Raw genomic sequence first — 26,196 nt, 5'->3', positions numbered from 1 at the left:
GGCACTTTTGAGTTAGAAAGTGCCACGAGTCAAAATTCAGGTCTATGAGGCTTCTGGATAGAAGCTTTTTCTAATTTAGTAAATGATGCATTATCTCAGGTATGGGGGATACATCAGAAGAACACGACCTTAGAGGCTAAGTTCATTAGTCACTTATGAGAAGTGAAAAAGCCCACTAGCAGGGCTTTTGTTGCAAGTTGCCACATATGATGCAATGCGCTACAATTGGTATCAACAAACAAATGACCATCGACCAAGGTAATACATATGGCTACTACAAGCGTTAGACTTGATGAGAGCCTAGTAGATAGAGCTGCAACCATTGGAACAGCTTTAAATCGAACGACCCCCAAGCAAATTGAGCATTGGGCGAAAATAGGCAAGATCATGGAGGATAACCCTGACTTAACCTACGAGTTCGTACTGCAGGCAATCATCGCTAAAGCCGAATTAGAGCACGGGAATACGACCTCTTATGAATTTAGCGAAAGTAACAAAGATTGAGCAAACTACGACATTTGCCAAGACCGTAAAAAAGCTACACAAAAACCAGAAACAAGATCTAGATAAAGCAGTGAAAGAGGTTATAGAAAACCCTTTTATTGGCGTGATGAAGAAAGGCGATTTGTCTTTTCTTAGGGTTCACCAGTTTAAGATGAACAAGCAGCTCACCTTGCTTGGGTACAACTACGATGAAGACGGGACGTTAGTCCTGACCTTAATGGCGTTGGGCAGTCATGAGAACTTTTATCGAGATGCATCCAGAACATTTAGATAACCAAAGCCTCGCCAAACGCGAGGCTTTTTTGTGCCCCTCAAACACCTACAAACTGATCGAAAAAGAACTTAAGGTTAGCTAACGCTGAAGGAAAGGTGGAATCTACCCCCGTGAAACATCACGGGGATTAGTAGCATGAGAAGAGTGGATAAGTTTTAGTATAGTAACAACCATGGACAGGGTGTGAATGAGTAAAAGGTCTAGCCAATAATGGAGCACTATGAATGAGGCACGACAGAATCCTTTGGTATTTAGACCGTCAACCTCCCTCGGTAATCACATAGTGCCATGGGTATGAATTCAGCCGGTGAAGGTTTTGTCGAGTAGACGACACTTGTTACCCTTCAAACTTGATGCGAGGTTTGTCTTAACACGCGCTCTATAAAAGTTGCCTTTTTTCGGCGATATTCATTATGAGACCAACCTGTGCAAGACATTTTCAGTTCATTGTACTGTTGAACTAAATCAGAATTTTCGCGGAGTTTGTCTCTAACCCCTACAAAGCAGTCAAACTCTGAACCATTCGCCACAACCTGGAAAGCTACGTCCTCACCGGAATTACTTTCTAGCATACAAAGCTCTGGAGTTCTTAACGTATTAGATTTTTCGTTGAAGCCTAAGGTAGAAAGCAGCTTTACTGCTTTTTCTAATTTGCTTCCGTTAACACCGACGAGTAATACAGCATTAGGTATAGAAGAAGCTCCTATATGCTCAATCACTGCGTCTGGAAGTAAAGTAGCTATCTCAAGTTCGTATTTACGATACAGAGCTTCGCAAGATGCCTGATATTCATCTGCTTTGTAAAACTTCATATTTTCTCCCAAAAGGCGTTGTTTTTTTAAGGTGTGTCGCGTGCAATACCGAAGCTCTCGTGTACTACCTTAATACTTAACGTAACACAGTAAAAATACCACATGTTGCTAATTATTCTTTTCGGAGAGGTTCGACTCCAAGAGGGGGGAGCGAGCTGCTTCTAGCGTACTAGAGATCAAATGTTATTATCTATCAAAGAGCAAATTGCTTTGCTCGTGGCAGCAGCAGTAGTTCTTTTTAGTCTAAAGGGATCGGCTCATGTTACTGCGATAGAAAATGCAGAGTTATTATTAAATGTGGTTTCTATCGGAGTGTTTGCCTACTCACTTCTTGTTTTATATGACACAGCTAAAAGTGTTCTTATTATGATCGATTTTGACGGCTAACAACTTTCTTCAATACTTCGTAGGCTGTGATCTTTTACGCTAAACTTATAAGGCTGAGAGTGACACAATAGTATCACTTTAATCTTCTATTGGAGTCATTCTCATGAAAGTCGAGCTCGTTACTTTCCTTAAGCGTCAAGCGACCCAAATCCTTGCCGACCTGCACGACACCAAAGAGCCCGTGTTGATCACCGAGCATGGTAAACCTTCTGCGTATCTCGTAGATGTTGACGACTACCAGTTTATGCAAAACCGCTTGGCTATCCTAGAAGGGATCGCTCGCGGTGAGCGTGCCATTTCTGAAGGCAAGGCGCTGAGTCATGACGAAGCCAAAGATAAGATGTCAAAATGGCTGAAGTGATTTGGAGTGAGCCCGCGCTATCGGACTTTAACTATATCGCGGAATACATTGCCCTTGAAAATTTGGTCGCGGCCAAACAACTCGTTCAAAACGTTTTCGACAAAGTCGAGCGCCTCGTCGACTTTCCTGAGTCTGTGCGTCTGCCTCCTGAGCTCGAACACCTCAATTATCGTGAAGTCGTGGTCAACCCTTGTCTTGTTTTTTTACAAGCAAGAAGGTGACAAGGTCTACATCTTGTCTGTGATGCGTGCGGAGCGAGATTTGCGTCGATTTTTACTGAGTAAACAGTAAAGCCGTTGTGCTACCTCTGATAGGGTGAAGGCCTACACTAATGAGGATTCAACATGGCTAAAAAAAGATCCTTTCCACCTAAACGCCTCACCAAACCAGCCCCTTCATGGACGGAGGCTAAGCTGGTCACTATCCGGCGACACCGGCTCGAGGGCGAATTAAGCTTCGATGTGTCAATCATCTCTCGACAGTAAGTCTTACCCAATTACGAGCGCGTTTGGGAGCAAAACATCATCGAAGAAGCGTACCAACATGCCATTGGTGAGTTGTTAGAGCAGGGCGATGTCATGTTAAGAGTGGATGATTAGAATGGCGAAAAAAAATATTACGAGTAAAAAAGCTTCTGTTTTAGCTACTTTCTTGCGGTTTTTCGGTCTGTTCTTTTTGATTCTTTCTTAATGCTTCGAGTATTGCTTTCATGCGCTCTGGGGTTGCTTTGGGCGCGTTTGGTGCCGACGCAGTGCGGTTTGTAGAGCGGGGAAGTTTTGCTGCCATGTTGTCGTTCTCCACTAATACCAAAACTATTAATCTCAATTGCTAAAGATTGAGCTCACATCCATACTTTTATGTAAAATTCGGACGACTAGGAGTGGTTGGTTATTCATTTGCTGGTAGAAAATGACATGACTGGTCTGTGGGGATTTTCGATAACCCAGTCTGATTTCATCGCAAGTTTTACCCAGAGTAGGATTTTCTGCTAAGCGCCTAAATGTGGCATCAAATTGTCTAATATAGACATTTCGTTGCTTGCGTCCCCAACGACGCTCAGTAAACAAGGCAATGTCTCTAAGATCGGCTTTTGCCTTGTTTGTGAGCTGAAAAGGGGTCATTTTCTTTCTTCACTATCGAGTTCATTAATAAAAGTATCGAGGTCGTAATCCGCGATCTCACTGTTTTCGCCTTCGACGAGCAGCTGTCGTAACGTATTCATCTTCGTCTCTTGAGTTTCGAGTAAACGCAGCGCAGAGCGGATCACCTCGCTGGCTGAGCCGTAACGACCGCTTTGGATCTGACTCGCGATAAACCCATCAAAGTGTTCACCTAAGGTGATGCTTGTATTTCTCGCCATGATGTTGTCTCTAAATACCAAATAATACCTAATTATGGTATCAGACAAACGTTGGCGCAAGCGTGGTGTTTGTCTCTGTAGTACGCCAGCGCCAAATCGGTAAAAGCGGATAGTAGAGTAACTCCTTCCTCTGGTAGCTCTGTATCAGTCGCAATGAACACTGTTTTGTCGTTTCCATCACTCGCCCAATTTCAGCTTTTTACTAAGCCATTTCGGACTTTCAGAGGGCAGGGGATGTTTAAGAAATAGTTGTCAACAGTCCTCTAATTGATAAATAGCTACTCTTTAATACAAACCACATTTGTACTTAAATTGCTTAATACAACTCTTTCTGTGTTGAGCATTTGGTGCGTAACATCGAAATGGTCGAGAAAGAAGCCCTTAGAGTTTTTACAATTTTTCTTACCGTATTCTACAGCTGCGCTATGCATCAACGTTTCGTTTTGAATTGCTCTTTCTTGAATAGAACGCATTACTGTATAATGTGAAGTCTGAGAAAATATCATCACATCACTAATTTTGATGTTTGGGTAATAATCGGTAATGCTTCCTTTGTGTGAACCATAGAAAGCTATATCGTTAGCTGCAGCTGAACCACTAATGGTTAATAAACAACTTATTAATACTGCTTTTTTCATTTTTTCTCTCATTGCTATGCTAGCCTTGTAAATGCTTACGGTAAAAGTAGCGATTTAACCAACTGGTAATAACACTTTTTGTCTTATCGGATAAAGGACGACTTAAAGCTTCTGCCATAGTTTCTAATTTTTCACATGCCTGATAGGTTATGGAAGCGTCATTCACGTTCACTTTAAGCTTCAGTACTTTTGCAACGTCTTCAGAACCGTCAACATAATAAGCGATATTATCAGGGATAATACTATCGCCAAATTCTTTCATAGGGGATGATGCAACCCATTCTTCTTCGAAAGCTCTATTGTAGAATTCATTACTCAACTAGGCTCATAATCTGCCATTAAGAAAAGTAGATCAAGAACTGACTTAAGAAAGTAGTCAGGAATTCTAATATTAGCGCTCCATAGATAACTTTTATGAGGCAAATTTGCCAATTAGTACGCCTTCTTACAGTGCGCACTTTGTCTGATTATGTTTAATGGTGCATATCTTATAAAATCAGTGCAACCTCTTGTATTTAGAGGCTTTATCATTGAAGTATCGCGAAATGAGTAAGAATTACATTTTTCGAGAGTTAGAGTGCCAGATGACGAAGGAAGAGGTCGCTGAACTGTGTTTTAAAACTGTGAGAACAGTCACAGGTTGGGATGAGGGAAAACCAATACCTCCCGAGTGCAAAAGACTTATGCGGATGGCCAAAGGTAGAGAACTAAGCATCAGTGAAGACTGGGTGCAGTTCAAAATGTTATACGACAGAATGGAATTACCGACAGGGCAAGTGGTTATGCCACAGCAAATATTAGCAGGGATTGCGCTGTTGGGGATTCAATCAGAGTTGGAGATCAAGACGTCGACGCACTTGTTGGGGCTTGCTAGAGCGATAGCCAATATCAAGAAATAGGATTAGAAAAGTATGATTTTTTTAGGCGCACCACAAAGGTTTATAGCCATCGACTATATGGTGCGATAATTAGTTGTTAAAGTTACTACGACTGGGCACGAGACGTTCCTTGTGGGATTAACCAGTCCTCCTTTTTGGTCATATCAAGGAGAAAGAAGCCGGACTCAATGAGTTCGGCTTTTTTAAAAATTAAAATAAAACTTTCTTATACCAACTTGCTAACATGAGTCCGTGATATTTTAAGGTGCATATCAGCTAGGTCTGATGCGACTGATTCAAAAAAATCATCACTACAATTACTATCTATAACTGTCACATTGTGACGTAGCATAGCCTCATTAATTATACGTTGCTCTTCTACTTGGACACCGAATTCATGAATATAATCGATTAATGGGGATATCTGTTTTATTGCTTCTGACTGAACGCAAATCCTCGTATCAATTATTTCTTGCAGATTATTATTTACCTCTATGTCGATATCTAATTTATCTCCCGAAACAGGGTCTATAACATAGCAACAAGAGATGTCAGGCCCAGACCAAGATCTTGAAAGCAAAACACTAAATCTAAAGGCACCAAATAATTCCACAAGAGCAAGACACAATTTTTCCTTCTTCGACGAGTACAAAAATAGGCGGTGATTTATATTGGAAACTTTATATTTTTCTGGGAATTCTGAATTAGTGTCTGCGAAAACAATGTCTTCAACATTTAACTCGCTCCCGTTAATATAATCAATTACGTCAACAAAGTCAGGGCTTCTTAATCTTGTCGGAGATACTTTTGTAGCCGTCATTGTAAGCGCCATTTTAGCGACAGATCGTAGATCATCTTCGTCAAAGGAAAATGTACCTTCTGTTACGGCACCATATTTAGAAACGTGACTTATAGTGGCCTCTTCAACATCGCTTAGTGATTTTCCAAGAGATTTTAACTTCCCCTCAACGATCTTGAGGGCTTGCTCCTTGTTGTTAGCTTCTACCCGAATGCGAGTTTTTCCTTCATCTGTTTTCCATAGTAGGGGCTGTTTGACCTTACCTCTTAGCATTTCTCCTGTAGGCAATAAGTTATATGATTCACCATCTAGAATTACAGCATCACGTTGAGTTGGAGCGCTCTTATTTCGACCTGTCTTAATATTTAGACTAGTTGAAATAATTGAAAGTTCTGTTGATAACCCATCATCTATACTTTTTCCTAAACGGTTATTACATGACTCGCAACATATATTCCTAGAGAGCTTTCTACCTCCAAGTGACGACAAAATAGCATGCTCTTTAGAGCCCTCACCAGGTCGAAACTGTCCGGACTCACAATATATACAATCTAACATATGCCCTCCAATGGTCTAATAGTGATTAGACAGAGAGTGTATACCTAAATATGAACACTTCCGTATAGCTCTCTGTTTGAATGATTTTACTTGTTCTTTATAAATAATAACAAGTACTTATCTCTATAGTTACGGTGTATGACTCTAAATAAAGAACTAGCGCGCAAGCTTGCAACTAGAGCAGGATTATGTGAATGCTGATAGGTATGTCGAATTTACCCCCGTGATACATCACGGGGATTAACAGTTAACAGCGTTGGAAGAATGGATAACTTTTAGTAGGGCAAAAGCTTATGAACAGGATGGGAATGAGTAAACAGTCTATCCAACAATAGGCCATTTCGTTCTAGAAATCGCTGTGCCGAGATTAATATTTCCAGCCGTTAAATTGTAACGATTTAGGGATAGGGCTGTAGCAAGGGTATTCGGTTTGTAAGCCGTAGTTAATGACAGTTGAAATATCAACGCCAAATGCAGCTGCATAATTGCTGCGTCTGAAACCTTCCGGATCGATTTTTGCCGTTTTATCTAACACCTTCCAGATGAGATCTACAATAAACTCTGGGTGACGTCTTGGGTCGAGCGACATGGTGTCGCGCATACAGAACCAACTGCCACCCCCTAGACGTTTTTGATTATAGGCATTGTCAAAATACGCCGTATGCAAACCTTGCAAGTAGGCGTTTAAGCGTATGGACTCCACGGTGTCCGTTTCATCGATGTGCATCAAGAAGTAGGGCAGTTTGGTGATGTCTGCCATCGCTCTTTTAGGCATAGCTAACGTTGCTGTGTCATACTGCTCATGTATCTCGCTCAACAGTTGCGTGAGCTCAGGAGAGTGGGGTTGAGCTTGCACGCTCGCACAGGTAAGCAGCAGTAATGGTAAGACTGTTTTCATGAGCACTCTCCCTTTAGAACCCTGTTTATAATACCAGCACTTAGGCGGTGCATAAAGTTCTATTTTATGCACCGAGTTCAGTACTATTCTTTCCGGTTTTGTGTGTGCCTTGGCGCGACCGGATAGGCTTGCTCGGAGGTGACGTACTCCGTTCTTTCGGGTGGATTGAGTTCCTCTTCGACCTGCGACTGGATGGTCAGTGCAATCATCGGCTCAGGTTTGATGATGGGCTTTTTGGCCTCCTCTTGCTGAAGTTTGACCTCATCGGTCACCCCATCAAAGCGCACTTGATTAAACAGTCCGCCCGTTTCATTGGTATGCAGCATAGCCGTGCGGGCAGCAGCCACGGTATCGACGGTACTAGCCCATCCTTTCTCCATCGTTTGGTTTTGTTCGGGTGTCAGTTGTGGTTGTTGGATTGGGGGGCTGGCTTGTTGCGCTTGGTTCATTTTGCCCACAATTTTTGCCGCGTCACCATCTAACCCCGCCATGGTGGCAAACGCTTCAGTGCGTGTGTAGTATTGCCATTGCTCTTTTGCATCAGCAATGTCATCCGGTTGGTAAGCGGTCATTAGACGTTGGACCTCTGGTTGTCTGAGTCTTATGTCATTCTCCAAGTAATTCTGGAAGCCTTGAATCGCGTTGGCCGTAAAGCTGGCACTGCCAGAGTCTAGGCGCGTTTGAGTCTTCGATAGGGCATCTAAATCCGATTGGCTTTGTAAGGCACTAGCACCAAGAGACTTGGTGTTGCTGGCGTTAATCGCAAAATCATGCGCAAACTGCTCAACCGACGTTCGAGTGTCTTTGTTGTCCACCTGCGTGCCAGCACTGGTCACGGCATTGGCCCCTTCGGTGTATTGCTGTGTCGCTTGCTCAAGCTGCTGCTTTTGCTCGGTCGTCATATTGCTGTACGCCGTCCGCTCTTCATCTGACCATTTCACGCCGCCACTGGCGCCTAAATTGAAGGGCGAGGCGCTTTTGCCTGTGCCTACGCCGCCCTCGAAGCCGCCATAGACACTTTGCAGGTAAGCGTGTGATTGCTCTTTCGTCCAGCCGGTTTGTTGACTCACATTGTCAATCGCCGTTTGCATGTCACTCATGCCTTGGCTGACTTGAGTGTTAAAGCCACGGGTGCTGCCTTCACCGTAAGCCAGGTTTTTACCCACACTGTCATGCCAACGGTCGCTCAGCGCAGCACCGCCTTGGAGAGTTTGAGTCAGTTGGGTACTGGTTTGAGACAGGTTTTGCTGCGTTTGATTGCGGGCATTCGCCACACTCTCTTGCAGCATGCTTTGCGTGTTGGCGCTAATGTTGCCGCGACTGGTGGTTTGTGTGCTGTCGTAGGTGATGTTCCCATTTGCGTGTTGTTCGGTCACCGAGGCGTCTGGGTTTTGGGTGTAGGCGTGACCTTGATTGACGAGGGTGTTGGTATCAAACTTATTGGCATGCGTGTTGTTCATGCTGTGGTTGTCAATCTGCATACTGCCAAAATCCAGGTTACCCGAAGAAGCCGCGGCACTGGCCCTGGCATTGGTCGAGTTAATCATGCTCGAGAGCTGGTAGTTCATGCTCGACAGGACTTCTTGACCGCCTTTTAAAATCCCTTTAGCTATCATCGGGACGCCTATCATCAAGATCCCCGTGATCCAAGCAAAGCGGCTGTGCAGCTCATCCGCAGCATTCGCGTTGGAGAGCACGAGCCCTCCGAACTTCCCTGAGACATTCGTAGACAGAGATTCCAACCCCCAAAGCTGAAAGCCGTTGATGATGGCAAACAAGGCTGGCCAAGTGGCCAAAAAGGCAAACGTCCCAACATAGTTTTTGAGCACCATCATGGTTAAGCCAGGAATGACCGCGACCCCGGCAACAAAGAAGCCCAAACACGCGAACAACATAAACAGCATCGTATGGAGCATCGGCAAGTATTCTCTTGCCATTAACCCTAAGGACGCCCACATCGAGGTGGTTTGCAGTTTGTTGGTGGTGTAGGCGTAATTGAGCGCGGATTGCGTTGGGTCTAGGCTATCAAGGTTGTAACGCAGCTCATTCATCAACATATTTTGTTTGATGGTGTTGGACGCGCTGGTACTGATGGCAAAAAATTTGTTGTAGCTGCGCTGCAGCGAGTGCACCACTTGGGGCTTATAACGGTCCGCGTCTTTGCCAAGCAATTGATGCGCTAACAAGCTCATGTTTTTATCGGCAGCATCATTAAAGCGCTGCTTGATGATGGGGTAGGCTTCTTCACACAGTTTGTAGCTGCTTCGGCCGCCCCCTTCATCAAGAAAGAGCGCGCGCAGTGGGCTTTGCCTAACGCCGTCTAGAAAGGCAAAAATATCAGGCGCGGCAAAGAGTTCATCCCAAGTGTATTTTCTATTGATTCTGACATCCCCAATCATGCAGTTATGAAAGTAGTCTCGCCAGAGTTTTTGTAGCGCCAGCTCATTGATTCTGGATTGTCTTGAGAGCTGATACAGCTCAGAGCCAAACAGCATCCCAGTACGGCCATAACGCTCATCGTCGGAGGTGGTGAAAATGCTTTCCACGCCTTCGGCCATCCCCACCATGATCGAAGAGAAAAAGTAAGTAGGCACGGCCACGAGGTAAGGCACATTATCCACCTTGTAAGCCTTACCCGGTTGCGTCTTATCGATGATGAGCATGTCGGCTTTCATATTGATAAGAAACAGGGGTACGGCAAAAAACACCACCATCCATTTGATGAGATCTTTAGGATTGCGTGACAGCATGAAGATAAACAAACTGGTGATAAGCCCCAGCATCATGCACATCTGTAAGTAATCCCCAAAAGTATTGGTTCTAAAAAACGTGGCCAGCGCATTAAAGGCTTTGTTGACCACTTCGCCGGAGGTGTAAGTGTAATATTCGAGTATCATCGGTTAGTTCCCATAAGCCGGTGCAGGTTTGGTGGTCGTGCTGATTTCTTTGGTGCTTTGCTGCGCGGTTTTTCTTTGTGAGTCAATCAGTTGATTACGGTTGTTGAGTGCTTCAATGGCTTTGTCGGCCAGCCCCGCGGTAAAGCGTTTGGCGTTATCGACATCACGCGTGATGAGGGCGATGTCATCCTGGCTGTTGTTGGTGTTGGCCAAGGATTGGCTGGCAACATTTAACATGCTCACGAGGTACTGGTTCAGCAGATCCACCGCTATCATTCGTGAGTAGTTGCCGGTATCGGGCGATTGGTTGGCGGATAAGTCGTCAATAAAAAACTTGAGTACCGGGGTTTGAGTCAGCTCCAGAAATCCTTTTTGTTTCTCCGTGAGGTTTTGGTCCGTCGCTATCGTTAGCAGTATTGAGTCCAGTTGTGTGCGTATTTGGCTTTGAATCCCGTTGGCTTGAGTGATGGAGAGATCATTGCGCTTGGTGAGGGTAATGCACGCCTCAGGGGCTGTTTTGCGACACTGATAAACGTCCGCCTGGCCCCCTTCAAGCAAGACATTGACCAGATTGTTGTTGTCGGTCAAAAGGCTCGGGTAATAACGCGGGTTGCCGTCTTTGTCGTACACATAAGTGCCCGACAAGCTCATCATAAATTGCGCGAGGTTTTTGTCAGAGGCCAAAAAAGCGTTATTCATGATCGCGGACCAAACCACGTTGTGATGGGTTTGGGTCATGTCTTTCAAGGCTGGGTCCTTTTTGGCGTTCTTTAGCTGACCCGCAGCTTTGCCCCCTGCGCCACATTCATGTTGACCTTGTACCCAATCCGAGAAGGCGTTGTTTTGTGTGCCGAGTGTCGCGCAGACATGCTTTTTGGTGGCGGACGAAGTAAAGGCGGCCAGTCCACCGATGGACGCTTGTGCGGCTTCACAAGAGTTCACCGACTGGTTTAAGTATTTGTCGGCAATGGCTTGGAGGTGATCCAGGTTTTGTTTGAGTTGGGGCGCCCAGGTTTGCAGGGCCAAATTGACAATAAAAGGAGGGGCATTATGAATCACTGCTTTGCCCAGTTTCACCAGTTGGTCTGAGCTGATGTGGGAAAATCCCCCCATAAACATATCAATGCCAGAGCACCCCGTACTGATGGAGGGCACCGTGACGCTGACCAACTGTGCTTCGACGATTTGATTACGCACAAACAAACTGCCCCCAGTGTAGTAGTTGGCCGATTGCCCTTGGTAAGCGGTCGGGTTTGAGACGTTGGCGTTATACCCTGAATCATCAAAAAACCGCGCCAGTGAGTGGTTGGTGTCGGCGTGGCTAGCGCTTGATAAGTTGATAAGAAATAAAGGAATAGCCCATTTATGCACCGAAACGGTGGATAAGTGGTGGAAAAGTGAACGCTTCATTGCAGCGCCTCCTGCACACGTGGATCGCTTAAGGCTTGTTGGATGCTTTGAGCCAGCGTGCTTTCTGGGACGTCTCCAATGCTCAGACGTGAGAACTTACGGCTGTTCACGTTCATTAAGAAGGTGGCTGGCATGACCGTTTTCCTCTGGCTTGGAAAAAAGGTTTGGCCTATTTCTGGTGTGACAGGAATAGGGACCTCAAACCCTGGAATGCCCGGCCCATCGACAGAGAAGGCGTAAACCGGCAATTGAAATCGCTCGCCAAGGCGAGTGATTTTAGGGGCTGTCTTATGGCAGTACGGGCAGGTGCTGTCAAAAAAGAACACCAGGGCATATTGGTTTTGCATGGCCGCGTGTGCGCTGGCGGCATGAATCAAAAAAGCAATCACAAGAATACGAAGAAATCGCATAAAGCCTCCTGACGTTTTAGGAGAAAAGAAGAGTGACCCCTCTTTAAGGGAGCGGCGTGGATGTCGTATTAAACGTAGAATTCAGGCTGGGTTGAGTGGCTTTAAAAATCCGATTGCTCAAAGTCGGTGGCGACGTTGTAAAAGCGCCCCATTAGATCATTTTGGCTGATCCAGCCGTACGCCAGTGGTTTCATCTCTCCGGTACCTGGATGCACCAAAATCAAGGCGGGCGTAAAAGGCACCGAGACTTTGCCTTGGTTGTGGCGGTTTGCTTTGAGGTGAGTGATGAAGGTTTCATCATTACTGATGCCCAATAATTCAAAATGGTATTGGTCAGCAAACGCTTGAATGGATGGGGCGAGTTGCTGGCTGAGCGCATCTTTTCCTTCATAGACAAAGAAAAAGCCCCATCCGTCTTGCTTCATCTTTTCAACCGCTTCGGTTTTCTTCTGCTCTTCCAACGCTAAATACACCTGTCTTGCCGCTTGCTCGGTCGGATGGTCTTTGGTGTAAGAGAACTCCGGCCTTTCGAGCAGCAGGGCTTTGAAGGTCATCCCTAATTGGTCGGTTTGGTCAGTGATAAAATGATTCAACGCTAAAAATCTCGCTAACTTGTCTTTATCTTTAGGGTGAAGGACGGCATCGTTTTGAGCTTCGATATGCACAGAGTGAAACCAGGCCATTTGTTCGGTCGCTGATAACGTTTTTGGGCTTGAGACGGTCGTTTGAGTGTTACTTGGCAGTGGCTTGGGCTTGGGTCTGTCAGACTTTACCTTAGGCTCGTTGTACCACCGCCACCCTAGAGGGGGGGCATTGGCAAGAGCGGGAGAGAGGTAAGCAAGCAGCACTAGGGTAATGACGTAAAGCTGTGGATGGTTCATCATCATAGACCTTGGTTCAATGGAGCCGATTATCCGCCCGTGGCACTTTGAAGTCGTTGCTTGATTTCATCAAAGTTGGGGAGGTTGGTGTTGGCACGCATTTCCGGGTAGAACTCTTTAAAATCAATGTGTTCAAAGTTGATTTGACCCAGTTCTTCGGGCGTAATGGCGGCGCAGGTGGGATTTTTTGCACTGCCTAACCGTTTGCCCAGTTGCTGAATAGAGCCTTGCTCTTGAATGATTTTGGCCAGCTTGTTGTCGTAAACACAGTAACTGCGCTTTTTACGTGTGCAGACACCCAGCACTTTCTTGGCGCAGTATTGCCCCACGTATAGGGTTAAGCCTTTCTCTTTAGCTTTCCCCAGCGCTTCTTCGGCTTCGCTGCAGGTCGCTCCTAACCCTTGCCCCCATCCTGAGTCTTTACAACAATCGTTAAAGCCCGCGAGTTTCTTATTGCACTTCATCGGCTTACCCGTGAATATTTTGGGTGGGTCGCCGATGTCTTTCACGGCTTCGGCAAGCCCTGCCAAGGCCGCAACAGACTTATCGAAATGGCTGTTCAGTTTGGGCGCCTCCACGTAGCAGTCTCCGTCAAGACAGAAGGATTGCTCACCACATTGCAGGTTAGTGGCTCGGCAGGTCTTCTCAGCACAACGCTTTGTGATCTCTTGCTCGATGCACACCCCATTTTGCTTAAGGCTGCAATGTTGAGCTTGAGTCGTACAGTCTTTCGGGAGGGGTGCACAGGTATCCGCTCGGTCACACTGATGGTTGACCCGATATTTCCAACAGTTGAGCGTGGTGGGAATGCCATTAATGGTGCGGGAGGCTCGACCTTCAATGCATTGCTGGCGAGTGATCTTGCATGAGTTCATCAGGTTGCATTGTGTTCGCCAGGTTATGTTGTTTTTGATGCAGTTCCCTCCGGATAAGGTGTACCTGTTTGAGCAGGTTCGCGTGGCTTTCATCGTTTGTGTGGTGGACCGACAAATCTGGTAGCGTTTATGCCAGTATGCGCTCCATTGCCAGTGAATGTTGTAGGTCTGTTTTAAATCGCCAAGCGTATAGCCTTGGTTGGGAGAGACAATCTTACTATCCCAGAAATACGTGGTTTCTGATCCCGAAAAACCTCTTCTAGTCCCTGATTGCCTCACGTAATTGTCATTATTGTATCGGCATTGTGGGAGGGGGCGTTGGCAATCCCTCCCTTGTTGTGTCCAACCGGATGGACAGCGGTAGCTCACCTCACCGGTGCTCACGGAGGCAACGGGGACTTTTGTACAAGGCACATTGTTATTCGTTGGACGATGACACTGTTTAGGAATGTGTTCGATAAGGCACTGGGAGCCGCTATCACAATCCACATAGGCATTTGAGAGACCGTGAGTGATCTCATACGCATTCTCTTGGCCGAGTAAGGCAAAGCGCATCGTCGGATCGCTTTTAACATCGGGGCGCCCTTTATTAAAGTGGGTGTTGATGTCTTGAGCCAATTCATTGGTCACAAACTCTGTCCCTTTTTGTGCATTGATCTCACTGTCAGACAGGGTGGATTCTTTTGGGCGGCGGATCTCTTGTCGACACGTGGCGTCTTTGCAATAGTCATCGACATTCAGTGGCAGGGCATGAGGCGCGAGTGCTTGGCTGGCCGTTTGTTTCGCCCAATTGGCGCTCTCGGTAAAGGTGTGTTGTTCATTGGTCAGCGCGAGAGTCGAAAAAAGACTGAGCGTGAACGCAGTCCAGGCGTAAATCCGCATAAGGCGCACCTCATCAAAAATTGGGCTCGAGAGAGGGTTATTGGGAATAGAGCGTGCGCAGCAGCGGGGGAATATTGTGCTGCGCATCGCCAGTGGCGAGGTAGTCCAGAGCTTGGTAGAGCGAAATGTTGCCGTAAAGGATGTCGTAATCACTGGCTTTGCAAGGCTGCTTAGGTAAGCAACGGTTTGGTTTGACCGAAACAAAGGCCGGCACGTGCTGAATATCGAATTGCTTAAACCAATCAGGACTGATGGAAAACCCGCTTTGAATGGGCGCCTTATTGGGGGAGCGTATCAAGGCCTCGATCCGCGTGGCCGTGGCCGGAAAACCTTCGGGTAAAACACCGCGTATCACAAGGGGCACACCTAAGTGGGCACTTTGCATTAAAAGCTGTTTTAGTGCGGGCTCTGGCATGGTGAGTGACACAAACACCATCACCCCTTTTGGAGTCTGGTCAGGGTGGCGTGTGGGCTTTTGTTTTCCCAGCAAAGGGGAAAGGCTCTCTTCTTTTACGAAATCTTGAACCTTGCGGCTGAGAGTCAGCGTTTCTTCTCGATATGCATGAGCTTTGTTTTGAATGTCGTCCGTAGGCCACGCCTTTGCTGCCTCCGGCTGTTCAGCCATGTCCCGCTCAAGCTTGGCAAAGGCTTTAAGATCTTGCTCCGTGTAAGCCTGAGTGGGTAATGCAATAAAAAAACACAGAAAAGCAAGAGAGCGCCCAACGCTCTCAAAAGATAGGCTTGTCATCGTCGACCCTTAATTATGGTTGCTGAAGTGGGGGAGCGTCTTCCCTTCACTTTATAAAAAGACACAATTGCGCTTTCGCCATTGGACAAAACCAAAGTTATCCCCTGTGACCGGGTTGTTATGGCCGGCTTCCCAGATCGTGGTCGTGGTGGTGTACGGGTGGCACCAGGCGGCATCGGGGATCGGCCCCGACATTTGATACCGATAGCGAGATTTTGGCAAAATCGGCTCGGGATATTGATAACAAATCGCCCCATCTTCGCCGCGCGTCTCCCAGATCATCCCTTGCCGGTGCAGCTTGTAGTTCAGCTTTTGCATCAAAAGTGTCGCCGCCTGGATGGGCGTGTCTCGATAGTTGGTGGTGCCGGTGAGCGGATAAGCACTGCCCTGCGAGCCTAAACACCAAAATAACGCATCAATCGGTAAGGCCGTGTTAGTGGCGGTCAGCATGGCTTCGGGCACGCACGCAAGCTGCGCCACTAAGTTACCAAACAGTAACGCTTCGGGATTGAGAATGAGGGATAACTCATCGTCGTCCCAAAGCGGGTCAATCTCCGTCATGTAGGCAACATCAAACACGTCCGTGGCCATGCAGGCGGTCGATTGCATCAGTTGCAGCCAATAAATGACAGGGTACTTATACCAATGGGCGTGATAAAAGCCTCCGTCACTGCTGTCATTGTCACGGGCGGTCACGCGCCCACCGATACGCTGGCTGTTGGCGCCTGACATTTGCACGCCCATGTTCACCATACAGTAAGGGACGCGCGTGATATCGGTTAAAGCATAAGGCTCCCAATAGCCAATATTGATGCCGATTTGCACAAAGATAGGCGGCGGTTTCGGGCAATAGGAGATAGGCAGGGTGGGGTTGGGCGTATCGGGGTACTTAGAGGGCATCACAGTGGCCGAGCCTATTGTCATCGGGAACAAGCAATCCCAACAAATATCGGTTATGGGGTTAATAAAGCGGCTTTTACACGCCGCACTGGCGGCTAGGGTTGAGGGGGCAATAAACATCAAAAGGCCGCACAGCAGTAAACGAAAGTGTTGTGGTGTCATGGGGTGTCCTTTTCCACGCAGGGCGTGGTACTCCTTTTGTCTCGACAAGAAGCTTCGCCCCCTTATCGCTGCCAAAAGCGAGCTTGGTGAATAGAAAAAGAAGTGATATTAGAAACATGATCAAGGGAAGTGCGCAGTCCCAAGGCAGTTATGTTGCGTTAGAATTCAGTGCAAAATTTAACCATCTATGAGGTCTTATATGGCATCCTTAAAAAGTTGTAGGGTTTGTAATAACTCTATATCCTCAAATTCTAGCGCTTGTATACACTGTGGAGAGCCTGATCCGTTTGGTATAGCAAAAGCAAAGAAGATAGTTTCTATTCTCTTGCTCGGTGCCGTCGGGTTGTATTGTTATTTTTCAGGTTACTTTGATTTCCTCTATCGTTGAGAGCAGCTGGGCTAACTGCGCAAGTTCTTTGTCGGCTTTCTCACGATGATACCCAAGGTGGTAAGTCAATGAGAACGGCACAAGAGAACGATACGCTCGACTGTAGCGTTTATGAGTGAGGTGAAAACACAGCTGGCAATGGTTGTTGAACATAGCAGAGAGATGCCATGGTGACGTTGTTAGGCGTTGAGAAAGTTGGTTAGCAAACCAAACTGGCGCCGTAAAATAAAGATAAGGCGCTGAAAATCGCCCCGTTAGCCAGGCAACGTGCCCTTGGCAAGAGCCGATGGTTGCCACACCCTCAATGGCGTTCAGTGTGTGCACCGCAGAGGCAATTTGCGGATCAAGCTCCTGATAGCTTTGCTTGCGGTGCGCAATACCAGCCAGTGTGATTTCATAGAAAAGCTTTTTCCATCGCGACTTTGAGGTCATGGTTTTACCTCCAAGGGCTGCAAACCCGATACGTTCACCTCATCGATGCGCCAACGCGTGCCTTCTTGATAAGCAATGGCCGGGACATGGGTGATCTTAAGCTTTTCGGTTAAAAAGCCTTGCTGCGCAAAATACATTCTTGCCTCGAGCAAGGCGGCCATTTGGTTCGGGCTGCCCCCCGTCAGTACCCACTTGATTGGCTTGGCGTTTTGATACTCGCTGGCAAACCTTCGTTGCTGCGCGTCTCTGGCATCAAAAAAGACCAACACCTTACTGAGCTCAAAGTGAGGAAGCACCTCTTGACCGTCTGCCTTTGGCCAAGTGTGGCTATCGAAGGGGTTCACTCTGGTGCCCGCTTTGGCAATGACGACCCCCGTGGTGGGGGCGATGATGTCTTTAGGGAGGAGGAGACTTGGGTCTACGTAAAAGGTGCGAGGATCGGTGGTGGTGGTTAAACCTGCCACCGGTGGTGGGTTTTCAATGCTTTGCTTAACGCGATCGGTAAACTCGTTTTGCAGGTCCGCCAGTTTCCCACTGGCCTCAAACCCTTTCAGTCTTTGGTCAATCCATTCCAGCATGTCAATCTCACCGATAGGGAAGATAGGAGCCACCTGGCCCAAGTTCTTTCCATCGGCGCTGGTCGTGACAAGTCCAGCCACCAAAAGAAGAAAAGGGAATTTAAACGCTGGCCCCAATGGCTTGATTAAAGGCGTCAATTTCTTTGCCATAAAAGTGCCTGGAGGTTTGCTCAATGGCGCGCTCCAGTGATTGGCCTTGTTTATAAAGATTTTCACAATACTCAAACTCCTTAGGCTCGGTTGAGAACATGGCGCGTTTCACCGGAGAGGCGAAAAAGCGGTGATAGGTAACATGCCCCCCTGCTTTGATGCGCGCGCTGCTGTAGCCGGCTTCGACAGACGGGGCGAAGCTTTTAATGAGGCGCTGCTCAAACGGGGAGAAGGCATCAGGATTTTGGATAAGATAATCGTCAAACCCTTCCCCTTGACGAAGAATGATGTGAATGTCGGAGTTGTTGTAGCAGGCTTTGGCTTCCTCGTTGCTAAAGAAGTCTTCAATCCCTTGAGTCACCGTACAAAAAGCGCCACCGAACTTACGGGCGGTGCGATAACCGGTGTTGATGAACTCCCTCGCTTGCTCGTTCGCCCCTGAGAGGAGACTCCAGGCCTCTTCAATGATGCACAGCTTTGGGGTAGAGCGAGAGCCAGCCAGATACATCTGCTGGTTAATCGACACCATGAGCGCAAAAATCACGGGTCTGAGCACCGCCGGTGGGAACCCATCGAGTTCAAGCGTGGTGATTTCCACATTTGGATCGAGCATGGAGGGTTTGTTGAACACGTCTTTGTACATGCCATCGGTGCAGAACTTTTTCAGTTGCACCGCAATGTCTTTGATGCGTCGGTCGCTTTCTTCTCCAGCAATCTCAATTAAGGCGTCTCTGACATCATCCACCAAGGCGTGATTCGCTTTACGCTCCCATGCCGTTACTATTGCATCGCCTAAGACGCTTTGTTGAAACGCCGTCAGTGGTACGTAGGGGGACGCGATGGTGGCAAATAACGCGGTGATATTATCGAGCGCTTCCATCATGGGGTCGACCGGTCGACCGTCATCATCCACAAACTCAAATTCTGCACTTTGTATGGCGCCTAAGTGCGTGAAGGGATTTAAGAAAATGTTGGCGTGCGTCATGTAGGTCCCCCCAAGGCTCAGCGTCAGTTTTTTATAGCTGACCCCTTTATCGAGGATCCACACCTTCCCCCCCATGGCGTAAACCGTTTCAGCGATCTCTTGAACCAGGAAGCTTTTCCCGGCGCCTGAGCCGCCAGTCAGGGCGATATTTTGGTTATCACTGCCGCAGGTGAAGGGGTTAAAGAACGAAATTTGCTGACGCATAGTGGGCAGTAAGACGCCGCCTTTTAACTGACAAAAATCCATGATGAGAGGGAAGAGGTTCACCAGATTGGAGCTTTTTAATGTGCGAACGCGGCCGGCTTTTTTACAATCGCCCCACAACCCTTCGCTCATCATAAAGGGCAACGTGGAGAGCAGCGCTTGTGGCTGATTCATTTTCAGTGGAATGATATCAAGGCCAGCATGGCCAAATGACTCCTTTGCCGCTTGGGTGTCGTTCTTTTGGTCGGTCTTATCGGTAAACAGCGAGACCGTAAGTACCATAGACGCAATGGTAAACTCTTTAGACAACAGACCTTTCTGTAGGGCTTTGCGCTCTTTAAGCTCATCTTCGGCCGTTGGAGCCAGCAGCGCCATTTGGCTGTTCACCGTCTTAGTTAAGTCTTTTATCTTGTTATCGTTATCCGCATTTTGCTTACCGGTTGGCTCATTACGAAAACTTAACGTGACGCGATGAGGGCAAGTGATGTGACGAGACACATTGCGAAGAGAAGAAAAGGCCTCAGGTAAGGCGTACAAGCGATAGTCCCCAGGCAGACGAGAAAGCCCCAAATGGACCAAGCGTGTGCGCACCTCTTCCCCTAAAGGGTTGGTATGGCGGGTAGCGATATGATCACGATGCGTTAACGCTTCGGTATCGGGAGAGAGGGCTTGCAGGTTCAAAGGATCCAACGGGTTGTAGCTTTTTTCCTTTGGCCTATCTTGGCTTTTATCAAAGTTTAAGATATCCCCGACGCTGGTCAACAGTGCCTCAGGCGTCATGGGCAATAAATCAAAGCCAAGCTGCGTAAGCCCCGTCTCTAGCGTCATTCGCGCATCAAGCAGCTCTTGTGGGTCTTGTTCCGTGGTGGAGACAAAAAAGAACGCGTCGTAATCGCGCAAATCAAAGCGATGGTTTTTTTGTCGATGTAAAAAACCGTGCTGCGCGGCGTAATGGGCGTAAATGGCGTCATCGTTGGCCATCTTCTGGCAGATACCACCACGCTGACTGAGTAGGGCTTGGTTGCCTTCGAGATAGTGCGCGACTCGGTTGTGACCAAAAAGTTGCACTTGATAATCCCATTTATCCCCTGCAGGTAAATCTCCCACGAGGTGGCTTAACGACTGAATCAAATCGTCGTTAGCGCCCCCAAGGACACTGATCTTAAAGCCAAAGCCGCGAGAGTGGGTATTGTGAAAGACTCGCTCAATGGGATCGTAGTCTCGATATGGCAGTTCATGATGAAGGTGATTCTGAGCTTGCTTGGCCTCTTGAAATAAAGCGGACAAGCCACTGCGTGAGGTGGAAAACATAAGGTGTCCTTTTTCGCTTTTACCAAAACAGAGACAATGGCCAACTGACACTTTGCATCGCTTGATCACTGAGTTGAAGGCGAAGCGCCAATTCAAGCTGCCCTTTATTTTGTAGGCAGTCGTATACGCTGAGTTTGAGTGGGGAAGGCCGTGTCTCTGGTGCGCGTTTTTTTTCGATTTTAAAGTTAGGGCGCACGACACAATCTTGGACCGCTTGATGGATTGCCCCCTGAGCAAGAGAGGGCTGGGACTCGATATAGCGCGCCACAACGTGCGCTCTGGCGTCAGCGTGCGAGGTGATGAACTGCGCCACTTGTGCAAGGGCGCTGCTCAGTAAGGCGCCCCATCATATCGCGCCCGTGATCACCAGAATGGTTAAGGTTCGTTTCATTATTTTTTCCTCGTTAATCTTTCCAAATCGCGCGCGCAGGGCGCCCAGACCAACGGCTGTCGTCTAAGACAAAGTAGACATCCATCGTATCGATGTAATGATTGTCTTTGTCGATGAACGGGAAGATGGTGAGTTTTTTAACCTCTTCTTGGCTTCGCTCAGGCTCCCCATCTCGGCTACGCCTTGGCAGTAAAGTAAAAGCAGAAGGCAGGGGGAGGCCCGGTTGAAGGGAAGCGGTGACATGACCACTCTCTCCGGTGTAACCGTCTACGTTATCCCGAACTTCGTTCATGGTCACACACCCCGAAACGCCGCCGACTTTATCGCAACTGTATTCGCTCTCAAAGCCCGCGCTACAACCGGTCAGACCTAAGAGGATCGATAGTGAAAACAAAGAGTGGCTATTCATGGCTATTCCTCACGCCCAAAGCCCACGTCGCTTAACCCTTGTTGGGTGATCTTTTGCGCTAATGGATTGATGGGAGCAGTTTGAGTGGTTTGTGGAAAAGAAGGAACATTGGTGATGACGTCCAAGAGCTGGTTGCTGTGGGAGACTTGCTCACGCTGCTCATTGATGCGCGTTTCGTATTCATCGGCCAGTAGGGGATCTAATGGAAAACCTTCCAAAAAGACAATATTGACGATGGCCCCAGGATTGACTTCCACTATCGGGTGATAGAGCTCGGCTAGCTTGATGTAGTAATCCGCCAATTTGCTGCCAACGCTTTCTGTGGCACCGCCAAGCAGGTTCAAGCCAATTTTATCGCTGTTGATGCTTTGACTTGGGCCGAGCGCTGTCGGTGTCGTGGTTTGGGAGAGGGCTTTACCGGCATCACCGACACCTTGCAAGATCCCCGCAATGCCGGCCATTTGTACGATTTTCCCGTTTTTCATGATGGTCGTACCGCGAATACCATTGCGGCCAAAGTTAAACACGGTCGCATTGACGGGGATATCGAGAATATCGCCATTGGGTTGTATGCAGCTCATTCTATTGGTGCGCGCGACGCCGCGACTGGAGGAGATTTCACCGTAGACGGCGCCGGTGATCGTGCAATTCTTTAATTTGGATGGCTCACCGTTAGGTAAAATCCCCTGATTGACGGTCTGAAAGACAATCGGTGAGGTGTCCCCTTGTCCAGAAACGCCCCCATTAGCATCCGCGCCGCCGGTGATCACGGCGGTCACAAAGGTGCCTGTGGGCACGTAGTTATCGGTCGTACGCCGGGATTGCTTCTCCTCGACACTGGCTTGCCAGTGAAATTCAAAACTATCAAAGGCATCACCGCTAAAGGCCCCACTATCTTGCTCTTGATACTGAAATTCATTCAACTTGGCGGCCTCTCTGTTGCTATTAATGGCCGGTCTTGGGGGCAGTGGATATTGACCAAAGGTACTGCCCTGATAGGTCTCTCCGTTGTGTTGAATCGAAAAGTCGCTGGCATTGATGGCTGAAGCTAATTGCGTCTCGAGCTGCACCTTGAGCGCGTCAACTTCATCGAGCTTTTGTTGCATCTGCGCCTCAAGCTCCGTCAATTGTGAGGCTTTATCGCGCTCATTGGCCTTTTTAATATTCTCTAATTCAGAGGTTAAGCTTTGTCCAAAGCGGCTTAATGTGCCTTCAAAGCGCGCTAAGCTCTGCTCGAGTTGATTGATCTTGTCTTGCTGAAACGTCAGGGCGGACTGGTTGTCCTTGTCGGTAAAATCATCGGTGACGATAGCCCCAAACCCAAGATCTTGAATGGCCTTGCCTTGCTCTTGGGGAGGTAAGGTGAATCGCCAAACCACCAAAGCCAGAGCGACAAGCAGGGTGAGTACCGTGAACGTAATGAGGCGATTGCGCTTTCTTGTCATGGTATTGACCGTGTCGCCGTCTTCAAAGTCACCGTCTGTGTCTTTGAAGACGCGTTTCTTAAAGCGGTCAAAGGCGTCTTTTAGCTTATCGAGCATGGGTGGCGTCTCCTCCGGTAATGAGATAGAGCGTGGTGGTTTGTCCAGGTTTTAACTGATAGGCATCGAGCGCGGCTGAGCGTGCAGAATAGCTGTAGAACTGGGCGGTGGTCAGTGCCATGTCATTTAGGCTTTGATTTTTGAGCTGGTAAACCACCCCAGAATAATCACGCCCCACGAAGACCGTTTGAGGGATGATGGCCAGTGATGCTTCATCTTTGGGTAAGGTTTTGGGGTCAACGTCGTGACGTTTAAAACCGGCAATGGGGGCGCCATCATGAACAAAACGCATCATGGCTTTGGTGAGCGCAGTCATGGCGGCGGGATAATCCGCCGCCTGCTCAATTGGACTTTGCTGCTCTTTGTAGTTTTGCGACCACACAAACTCCGTGACCAAAGACGGGGTGGCTTTGGGGGTAATAAACAGCGCAAACAATCGCCCTTTTTCTGTCGTCAGGTGCGCGGTAAACGGTAAGGGAAGGTTAATTTTTAAGGCAATAGAGCCGGACGCGTCTTTTTGGTTGCCCGTTGAGGTGCAAAACCCTTTCGGGCAGACGATCGAAATGATACGGTCATTTTTGACCAGTAAACGGTTCACGTTAATGGAAGAGAGCGACAAGGGGATCGTGTCGCCTTCGTCAAACTCATAGCTCACCATGGCGACATTGTCAGCCTGGGCAAAAGAGGGGATAAAAAAGCCCACCCAAATCGCTAGGGACAAGACATAGGGGGGCCATCGCGGCGATGGAAAGAATGATTGCTCATAAAGATTCATCGGTGTTGACCTCGACTTCTTCAATGGAAAGTAAACCTATGACGCCTTGGTCATAGCTAAAGTTGACTTGATACCATTTCATCTCCGGCTCTAGGGCGCGTTGACCGACGTACTTTTGGAGTTTCCCATAGAGTTGCACTTGGAGCGTGTTGAGAGAAATCCGGACAGACTCGACAGCAAACTGGCTGCTGATGTTGTCTTTTTTGATCACCGTGGCTTCTCGAAGCAGCTTAGGTTGAACGCTGGGCCAGCTTGTCTCATCTAAATATTCCAGTAACTGACCAAACTGACGTCCAACGCTTGCCGGCGTAATGTTGAGTTTCAGGTAGAGAAGATAATCCGCCATTTGCTCTAGATAAGGCGCATCGACCGCGCCATCCGACACCGTAAAGGCTTGAGAGAGGCTAGGCGGGACGAGAGTTCGGCTTTGATGGGTAAAAGCTTGATAACTGGTGTAACCCAACACCAGGTTAGTGATAAGCATGACAAGAAAGCCGGCACTCAAAAAAAGATTGAGGAGACTTTTGACGGCCAGCTTATCCCGTTTAACAAACGGATCCATGATGAAGGCGCTCCCTAGAAAATCCAGTAACGACGACAGGCTGATGGCGTACGCCTAAAGAGGGCGGGGCGGACAAAAGCTGCGCCCCACCAGTAGAGTGACAGGGTCACGATATTGTCACCGTATTGCGATTTGATGTAACGCAATCCCCCAAACCAAGCCAACGATAACGTCAGGCCAATCATTTCGTGTTTAAGCCAGAATGAGAGGCCAAAAATGCAGAGGGCAGGCACGAGCTCGTCAACCGGGAATCCGAGCCAGCGGCGACCTTTGTTCATGTGTTTTGGGATAGAGAAAAACTGATGAGGGTCTTCCATTGTGACTCCTTAGCCTAAGCCGACGAGTGGCGCTCCAACATTCCACAAGACTGAGCCACCAATGAACCCACCAACGGCCGCAAACCAGTTACGACTCATCAGCCCAGTGACGACTGCCCCCACAAGTCCAGTCCCTAGCATGGCCGTTTCAACCGCTGAGCCTTTGCCCGCCGTATCTTTCATGGCTTGTTTACCTGACGCGAAGATATCGGCAGCCAGAGCGGGCTGGGTGATAAGAAGTGTCGAGACAGCAACTCCAAGCCCGATAATGAGCGTGCGCTGGGTGCGTGTTTTCATAATAAATATCCTTATTGAATGATAAAATGGTCAAGTGTGTGGTCATGAGGGAAAAAGGGAGCGAGCCCTATCGCCTCCTTGCCTGAAAAGCAGGAAGGCAGGAAGGCAGGGTACGTTGTCCAGGGTAGTCATGAAGCGGAGCGTGGGAAGCGTGCTTTAAATCAACCGATATAGCGATGCATCATGAAGAAAACAGTGAAGATTTTGCGTACTTCAGACCGCGATTGCGACTCACATGTTGCTTCCAATTTTGAGCACTAATGATGGTATTCTTGAGCTTCCGATAACGTTTTTTACAGGCATTATTTGAGATAGGGAGAGTGAGAAGGTTCACTGACTGAGTTTGTTTTTGCGCCGCGACAAAATGAACGCCCTTCCAACAGAAAGGAAATGAAAGCGGCCCACTAAAAGACAACAAAGCGGCAAACGCGATGTGTTCGCGCCCGACCGTTCCCAGTTCTTTGACGCTGACAAAATCACCTTGTTCCACAAAGTGGGCTAATAAACTTGCCGTCTTATCTTCATGACAATATCCGTAGACAATCTGCATTGTTCACACTCCTTGTTAGGACATTGTTTTGCTCTTTTAAAAAAACAAAACAATGGGCTCTCTTTCAAGAGCCGTGCTACAAACTGGCTTGTGCATTCCTGTAGTAGAATGCGCACATCCAAAAGATGTGGTGTCTGGTACTCCCAAGTAACTCTATTTCACCACTCAACCAGCGTGCTTAATTGAGTAGAAAAACAGCCTTGGACGTCGCCCCAGAGAGGGCTCCTGAATTTATTAGGCATATTACGCAGGCCTGCGCCCCTCTGCGGCGCTTTTTGCAAATAGTGAAGGCAGCCTACCTTCGAGACCGGCTGAAGTCGTTTCTCAGACGGTCATATCATTCATTACAACGACCAATTAGGAAAACGTTTGAGATGATCTTCTAATCGAAGTTTTCCTTCGCGCTTTTTGGCTCGTTCAGCTCTTTTCGCCGATAGCGTTAACGTTTTATTCGCCTTTGATGAAAGATTAAAAGCGATACCGACTTCCTTATCATCAACCATACATTTTGATTTAAAATTCATACAAAAGTCTTCCTAAATAGAAAAAACCGAAATTACCTCGTTCAGGTCGAAACATCGATGAGCCATTTCATCGTTCAACAGAGCCTAAATTTCAAGTGGTTTGTGATTTACTCCTCATTTCTTGAATTTTACATAATGTAAATAATAC

The 26,196-nt window shown here is 47.7% G+C and carries 32 protein-coding genes and 1 pseudogene; 6 read left to right on the top strand and 27 right to left on the bottom strand.

Features of this window, described 5'->3' with window-relative positions:
* Positions 1 to 267 precede the first annotated feature (267 nt).
* On the top strand, positions 268 to 504 hold the full coding sequence (locus BCT81_RS03295) for a hypothetical protein (RefSeq protein WP_017100443.1): 237 nt from the start codon (positions 268 to 270) through the stop codon (positions 502 to 504).
* Positions 476 to 778, top strand: coding sequence for a type II toxin-antitoxin system RelE/ParE family toxin (locus BCT81_RS03290; protein WP_102423235.1), 303 nt, complete (start codon positions 476 to 478; stop codon positions 776 to 778). The genes BCT81_RS03295 and BCT81_RS03290 overlap by 29 nt, the downstream gene beginning before the upstream one ends.
* 344 nt (positions 779 to 1,122) lie before the next feature.
* On the opposite strand, the gene BCT81_RS03285 is transcribed toward BCT81_RS03290, so the two are convergent.
* Positions 1,123 to 1,590, bottom strand: coding sequence for a GrpB family protein (locus BCT81_RS03285; RefSeq protein WP_102423234.1), 468 nt, complete (start codon positions 1,588 to 1,590; stop codon positions 1,123 to 1,125).
* Between the two features lie 180 nt (positions 1,591 to 1,770).
* Here BCT81_RS03285 and BCT81_RS03280 point away from each other — a divergent pair, with 180 nt between their 5' ends.
* The 3 genes and pseudogenes from BCT81_RS03280 (at position 1,771) to BCT81_RS03270 (ending at position 2,629) form a co-directional block, all read left to right on the top strand.
* A complete protein-coding gene (locus BCT81_RS03280; protein WP_241908144.1) occupies positions 1,771 to 1,977 on the top strand; it encodes a hypothetical protein in 207 nt (68 codons plus the stop codon).
* A 103-nt stretch (positions 1,978 to 2,080) separates the two neighbouring features.
* Positions 2,081 to 2,338, top strand: a complete 258-nt coding sequence (locus BCT81_RS03275) for a type II toxin-antitoxin system Phd/YefM family antitoxin (protein WP_102423233.1) — start codon at positions 2,081 to 2,083, stop codon at positions 2,336 to 2,338.
* Positions 2,326 to 2,629, top strand: a pseudogene (locus BCT81_RS03270) (type II toxin-antitoxin system RelE/ParE family toxin). The gene BCT81_RS03275 and the pseudogene BCT81_RS03270 overlap by 13 nt, the downstream one beginning before the upstream one ends.
* A 348-nt stretch (positions 2,630 to 2,977) precedes the next feature.
* Here the strand turns inward: BCT81_RS03270 and BCT81_RS28995 are convergent.
* The 5 genes from BCT81_RS28995 to BCT81_RS03245 form a co-directional block, all read right to left on the bottom strand.
* Positions 2,978 to 3,124: a hypothetical protein gene (locus BCT81_RS28995; protein ID WP_165901739.1), complete on the bottom strand. Its 147-nt coding sequence runs from the start codon at positions 3,122 to 3,124 to the stop codon at positions 2,978 to 2,980.
* A gap of 35 nt (positions 3,125 to 3,159) precedes the next feature.
* Positions 3,160 to 3,459 carry a type II toxin-antitoxin system RelE/ParE family toxin gene (locus tag BCT81_RS03260; protein WP_102423232.1) on the bottom strand — a complete coding sequence of 100 codons (300 nt, stop codon included), beginning with the start codon at positions 3,457 to 3,459 and terminating at the stop codon, positions 3,160 to 3,162.
* A complete protein-coding gene (locus tag BCT81_RS03255) occupies positions 3,456 to 3,698 on the bottom strand; it encodes a type II toxin-antitoxin system ParD family antitoxin (RefSeq protein WP_102423231.1) in 243 nt (80 codons plus the stop codon). The genes BCT81_RS03260 and BCT81_RS03255 overlap by 4 nt, the downstream gene beginning before the upstream one ends.
* A gap of 278 nt (positions 3,699 to 3,976) precedes the next feature.
* Positions 3,977 to 4,336: a hypothetical protein gene (locus BCT81_RS03250; RefSeq protein ID WP_102423230.1), complete on the bottom strand. Its 360-nt coding sequence runs from the start codon at positions 4,334 to 4,336 to the stop codon at positions 3,977 to 3,979.
* Positions 4,337 to 4,355: 19 nt separating this feature from the next.
* A complete protein-coding gene (locus tag BCT81_RS03245; protein ID WP_198596835.1) occupies positions 4,356 to 4,655 on the bottom strand; it encodes a hypothetical protein in 300 nt (99 codons plus the stop codon).
* A 211-nt stretch (positions 4,656 to 4,866) separates the two neighbouring features.
* Between BCT81_RS03245 and BCT81_RS03240 the strand changes: the two genes are divergently transcribed.
* Positions 4,867 to 5,235 carry a phage protein gene (locus tag BCT81_RS03240; protein ID WP_102423229.1) on the top strand — a complete coding sequence of 123 codons (369 nt, stop codon included), beginning with the start codon at positions 4,867 to 4,869 and terminating at the stop codon, positions 5,233 to 5,235.
* Between the two features lie 205 nt (positions 5,236 to 5,440).
* On the opposite strand, the gene BCT81_RS03235 is transcribed toward BCT81_RS03240, so the two are convergent.
* From BCT81_RS03235 to BCT81_RS03135, 21 genes are all read right to left on the bottom strand, one after another.
* The gene (locus BCT81_RS03235; protein ID WP_102423228.1) at positions 5,441 to 6,571 is read right to left on the bottom strand and encodes an HNH endonuclease; all 1,131 of its coding nucleotides are present in this window, start codon (positions 6,569 to 6,571) and stop codon (positions 5,441 to 5,443) included.
* A gap of 367 nt (positions 6,572 to 6,938) precedes the next feature.
* Complete coding sequence (locus tag BCT81_RS03230; RefSeq protein WP_102423227.1) at positions 6,939 to 7,469, bottom strand: hypothetical protein; 531 nt, start codon at positions 7,467 to 7,469, stop codon at positions 6,939 to 6,941.
* Positions 7,470 to 7,552: 83 nt separating this feature from the next.
* A complete protein-coding gene (locus tag BCT81_RS03225) occupies positions 7,553 to 10,366 on the bottom strand; it encodes a conjugal transfer protein TraG N-terminal domain-containing protein (protein ID WP_102423226.1) in 2,814 nt (937 codons plus the stop codon).
* Between the two features lie 3 nt (positions 10,367 to 10,369).
* On the bottom strand, positions 10,370 to 11,776 hold the full coding sequence (locus BCT81_RS03220; protein WP_102423225.1) for a conjugal transfer protein TraH: 1,407 nt from the start codon (positions 11,774 to 11,776) through the stop codon (positions 10,370 to 10,372).
* On the bottom strand, positions 11,773 to 12,186 hold the full coding sequence (trbB, locus tag BCT81_RS03215; RefSeq protein WP_102423224.1) for a type-F conjugative transfer system pilin assembly thiol-disulfide isomerase TrbB: 414 nt from the start codon (positions 12,184 to 12,186) through the stop codon (positions 11,773 to 11,775). Before trbB ends, BCT81_RS03220 begins: the two co-directional genes overlap by 4 nt.
* Before the next feature lie 101 nt (positions 12,187 to 12,287).
* Positions 12,288 to 13,073: a type-F conjugative transfer system pilin assembly protein TraF gene (traF, locus tag BCT81_RS03210; protein WP_102423223.1), complete on the bottom strand. Its 786-nt coding sequence runs from the start codon at positions 13,071 to 13,073 to the stop codon at positions 12,288 to 12,290.
* Positions 13,074 to 13,096: 23 nt separating this feature from the next.
* On the bottom strand, positions 13,097 to 14,824 hold the full coding sequence (gene traN, locus BCT81_RS03205; RefSeq protein WP_102423222.1) for a type-F conjugative transfer system mating-pair stabilization protein TraN: 1,728 nt from the start codon (positions 14,822 to 14,824) through the stop codon (positions 13,097 to 13,099).
* Between the two features lie 37 nt (positions 14,825 to 14,861).
* Positions 14,862 to 15,572, bottom strand: coding sequence for a type-F conjugative transfer system pilin assembly protein TrbC (trbC, locus tag BCT81_RS03200; RefSeq protein WP_102423221.1), 711 nt, complete (start codon positions 15,570 to 15,572; stop codon positions 14,862 to 14,864).
* 51 nt (positions 15,573 to 15,623) lie between these two features.
* The gene (gene traU / locus BCT81_RS03195) at positions 15,624 to 16,634 is read right to left on the bottom strand and encodes a conjugal transfer pilus assembly protein TraU (RefSeq protein WP_181146010.1); all 1,011 of its coding nucleotides are present in this window, start codon (positions 16,632 to 16,634) and stop codon (positions 15,624 to 15,626) included.
* A gap of 358 nt (positions 16,635 to 16,992) precedes the next feature.
* Positions 16,993 to 17,454 (bottom strand): hypothetical protein, encoded by a 462-nt coding sequence (locus tag BCT81_RS03190; protein WP_102423220.1) that lies wholly within the window; start codon positions 17,452 to 17,454, stop codon positions 16,993 to 16,995.
* Complete coding sequence (gene traW, locus BCT81_RS03185; protein WP_102423219.1) at positions 17,451 to 18,182, bottom strand: type-F conjugative transfer system protein TraW; 732 nt, start codon at positions 18,180 to 18,182, stop codon at positions 17,451 to 17,453. The genes BCT81_RS03190 and traW overlap by 4 nt, the downstream gene beginning before the upstream one ends.
* The gene (gene traC / locus BCT81_RS03180; protein WP_102423218.1) at positions 18,133 to 20,682 is read right to left on the bottom strand and encodes a type IV secretion system protein TraC; all 2,550 of its coding nucleotides are present in this window, start codon (positions 20,680 to 20,682) and stop codon (positions 18,133 to 18,135) included. Before traC ends, traW begins: the two co-directional genes overlap by 50 nt.
* 19 nt (positions 20,683 to 20,701) lie before the next feature.
* Entirely contained in the window at positions 20,702 to 20,995 is a 294-nt protein-coding gene (locus BCT81_RS03175) for a hypothetical protein (RefSeq protein WP_241908143.1), read from the bottom strand.
* Positions 20,996 to 21,086: 91 nt separating this feature from the next.
* The gene (gene traV / locus BCT81_RS03170) at positions 21,087 to 21,482 is read right to left on the bottom strand and encodes a type IV conjugative transfer system lipoprotein TraV (RefSeq protein ID WP_102423216.1); all 396 of its coding nucleotides are present in this window, start codon (positions 21,480 to 21,482) and stop codon (positions 21,087 to 21,089) included.
* A gap of 2 nt (positions 21,483 to 21,484) precedes the next feature.
* Positions 21,485 to 23,023 (bottom strand): TrbI/VirB10 family protein, encoded by a 1,539-nt coding sequence (locus BCT81_RS03165; protein ID WP_102423215.1) that lies wholly within the window; start codon positions 23,021 to 23,023, stop codon positions 21,485 to 21,487.
* Positions 23,013 to 23,798 (bottom strand): type-F conjugative transfer system secretin TraK, encoded by a 786-nt coding sequence (gene traK / locus BCT81_RS03160; RefSeq protein ID WP_102423214.1) that lies wholly within the window; start codon positions 23,796 to 23,798, stop codon positions 23,013 to 23,015. Before traK ends, BCT81_RS03165 begins: the two co-directional genes overlap by 11 nt.
* Positions 23,785 to 24,360 carry a type IV conjugative transfer system protein TraE gene (gene traE / locus BCT81_RS03155; RefSeq protein ID WP_102423213.1) on the bottom strand — a complete coding sequence of 192 codons (576 nt, stop codon included), beginning with the start codon at positions 24,358 to 24,360 and terminating at the stop codon, positions 23,785 to 23,787. Before traE ends, traK begins: the two co-directional genes overlap by 14 nt.
* Before the next feature lie 14 nt (positions 24,361 to 24,374).
* Entirely contained in the window at positions 24,375 to 24,677 is a 303-nt protein-coding gene (gene traL, locus BCT81_RS03150) for a type IV conjugative transfer system protein TraL (RefSeq protein WP_102423212.1), read from the bottom strand.
* Positions 24,678 to 24,686: 9 nt separating this feature from the next.
* Complete coding sequence (gene traA / locus BCT81_RS03145) at positions 24,687 to 24,974, bottom strand: type IV conjugative transfer system pilin TraA (RefSeq protein ID WP_048618019.1); 288 nt, start codon at positions 24,972 to 24,974, stop codon at positions 24,687 to 24,689.
* A gap of 181 nt (positions 24,975 to 25,155) precedes the next feature.
* Positions 25,156 to 25,524: a hypothetical protein gene (locus tag BCT81_RS03140; protein WP_102423211.1), complete on the bottom strand. Its 369-nt coding sequence runs from the start codon at positions 25,522 to 25,524 to the stop codon at positions 25,156 to 25,158.
* Positions 25,525 to 25,868: 344 nt separating this feature from the next.
* Positions 25,869 to 26,048, bottom strand: a complete 180-nt coding sequence (locus BCT81_RS03135; RefSeq protein ID WP_102423210.1) for a TraY domain-containing protein — start codon at positions 26,046 to 26,048, stop codon at positions 25,869 to 25,871.
* Between the last annotated feature and the right edge of the window lie 148 nt (positions 26,049 to 26,196).

The sequence above is a fragment of the Vibrio sp. 10N.261.52.A1 genome (assembly GCF_002876325.1).
Taxonomy (GTDB): domain Bacteria; phylum Pseudomonadota; class Gammaproteobacteria; order Enterobacterales; family Vibrionaceae; genus Vibrio; species Vibrio chagasii.
Note: the sequence above shows the minus strand (reverse complement) of the source record. Positions and strands in the feature narration are given on the sequence as shown.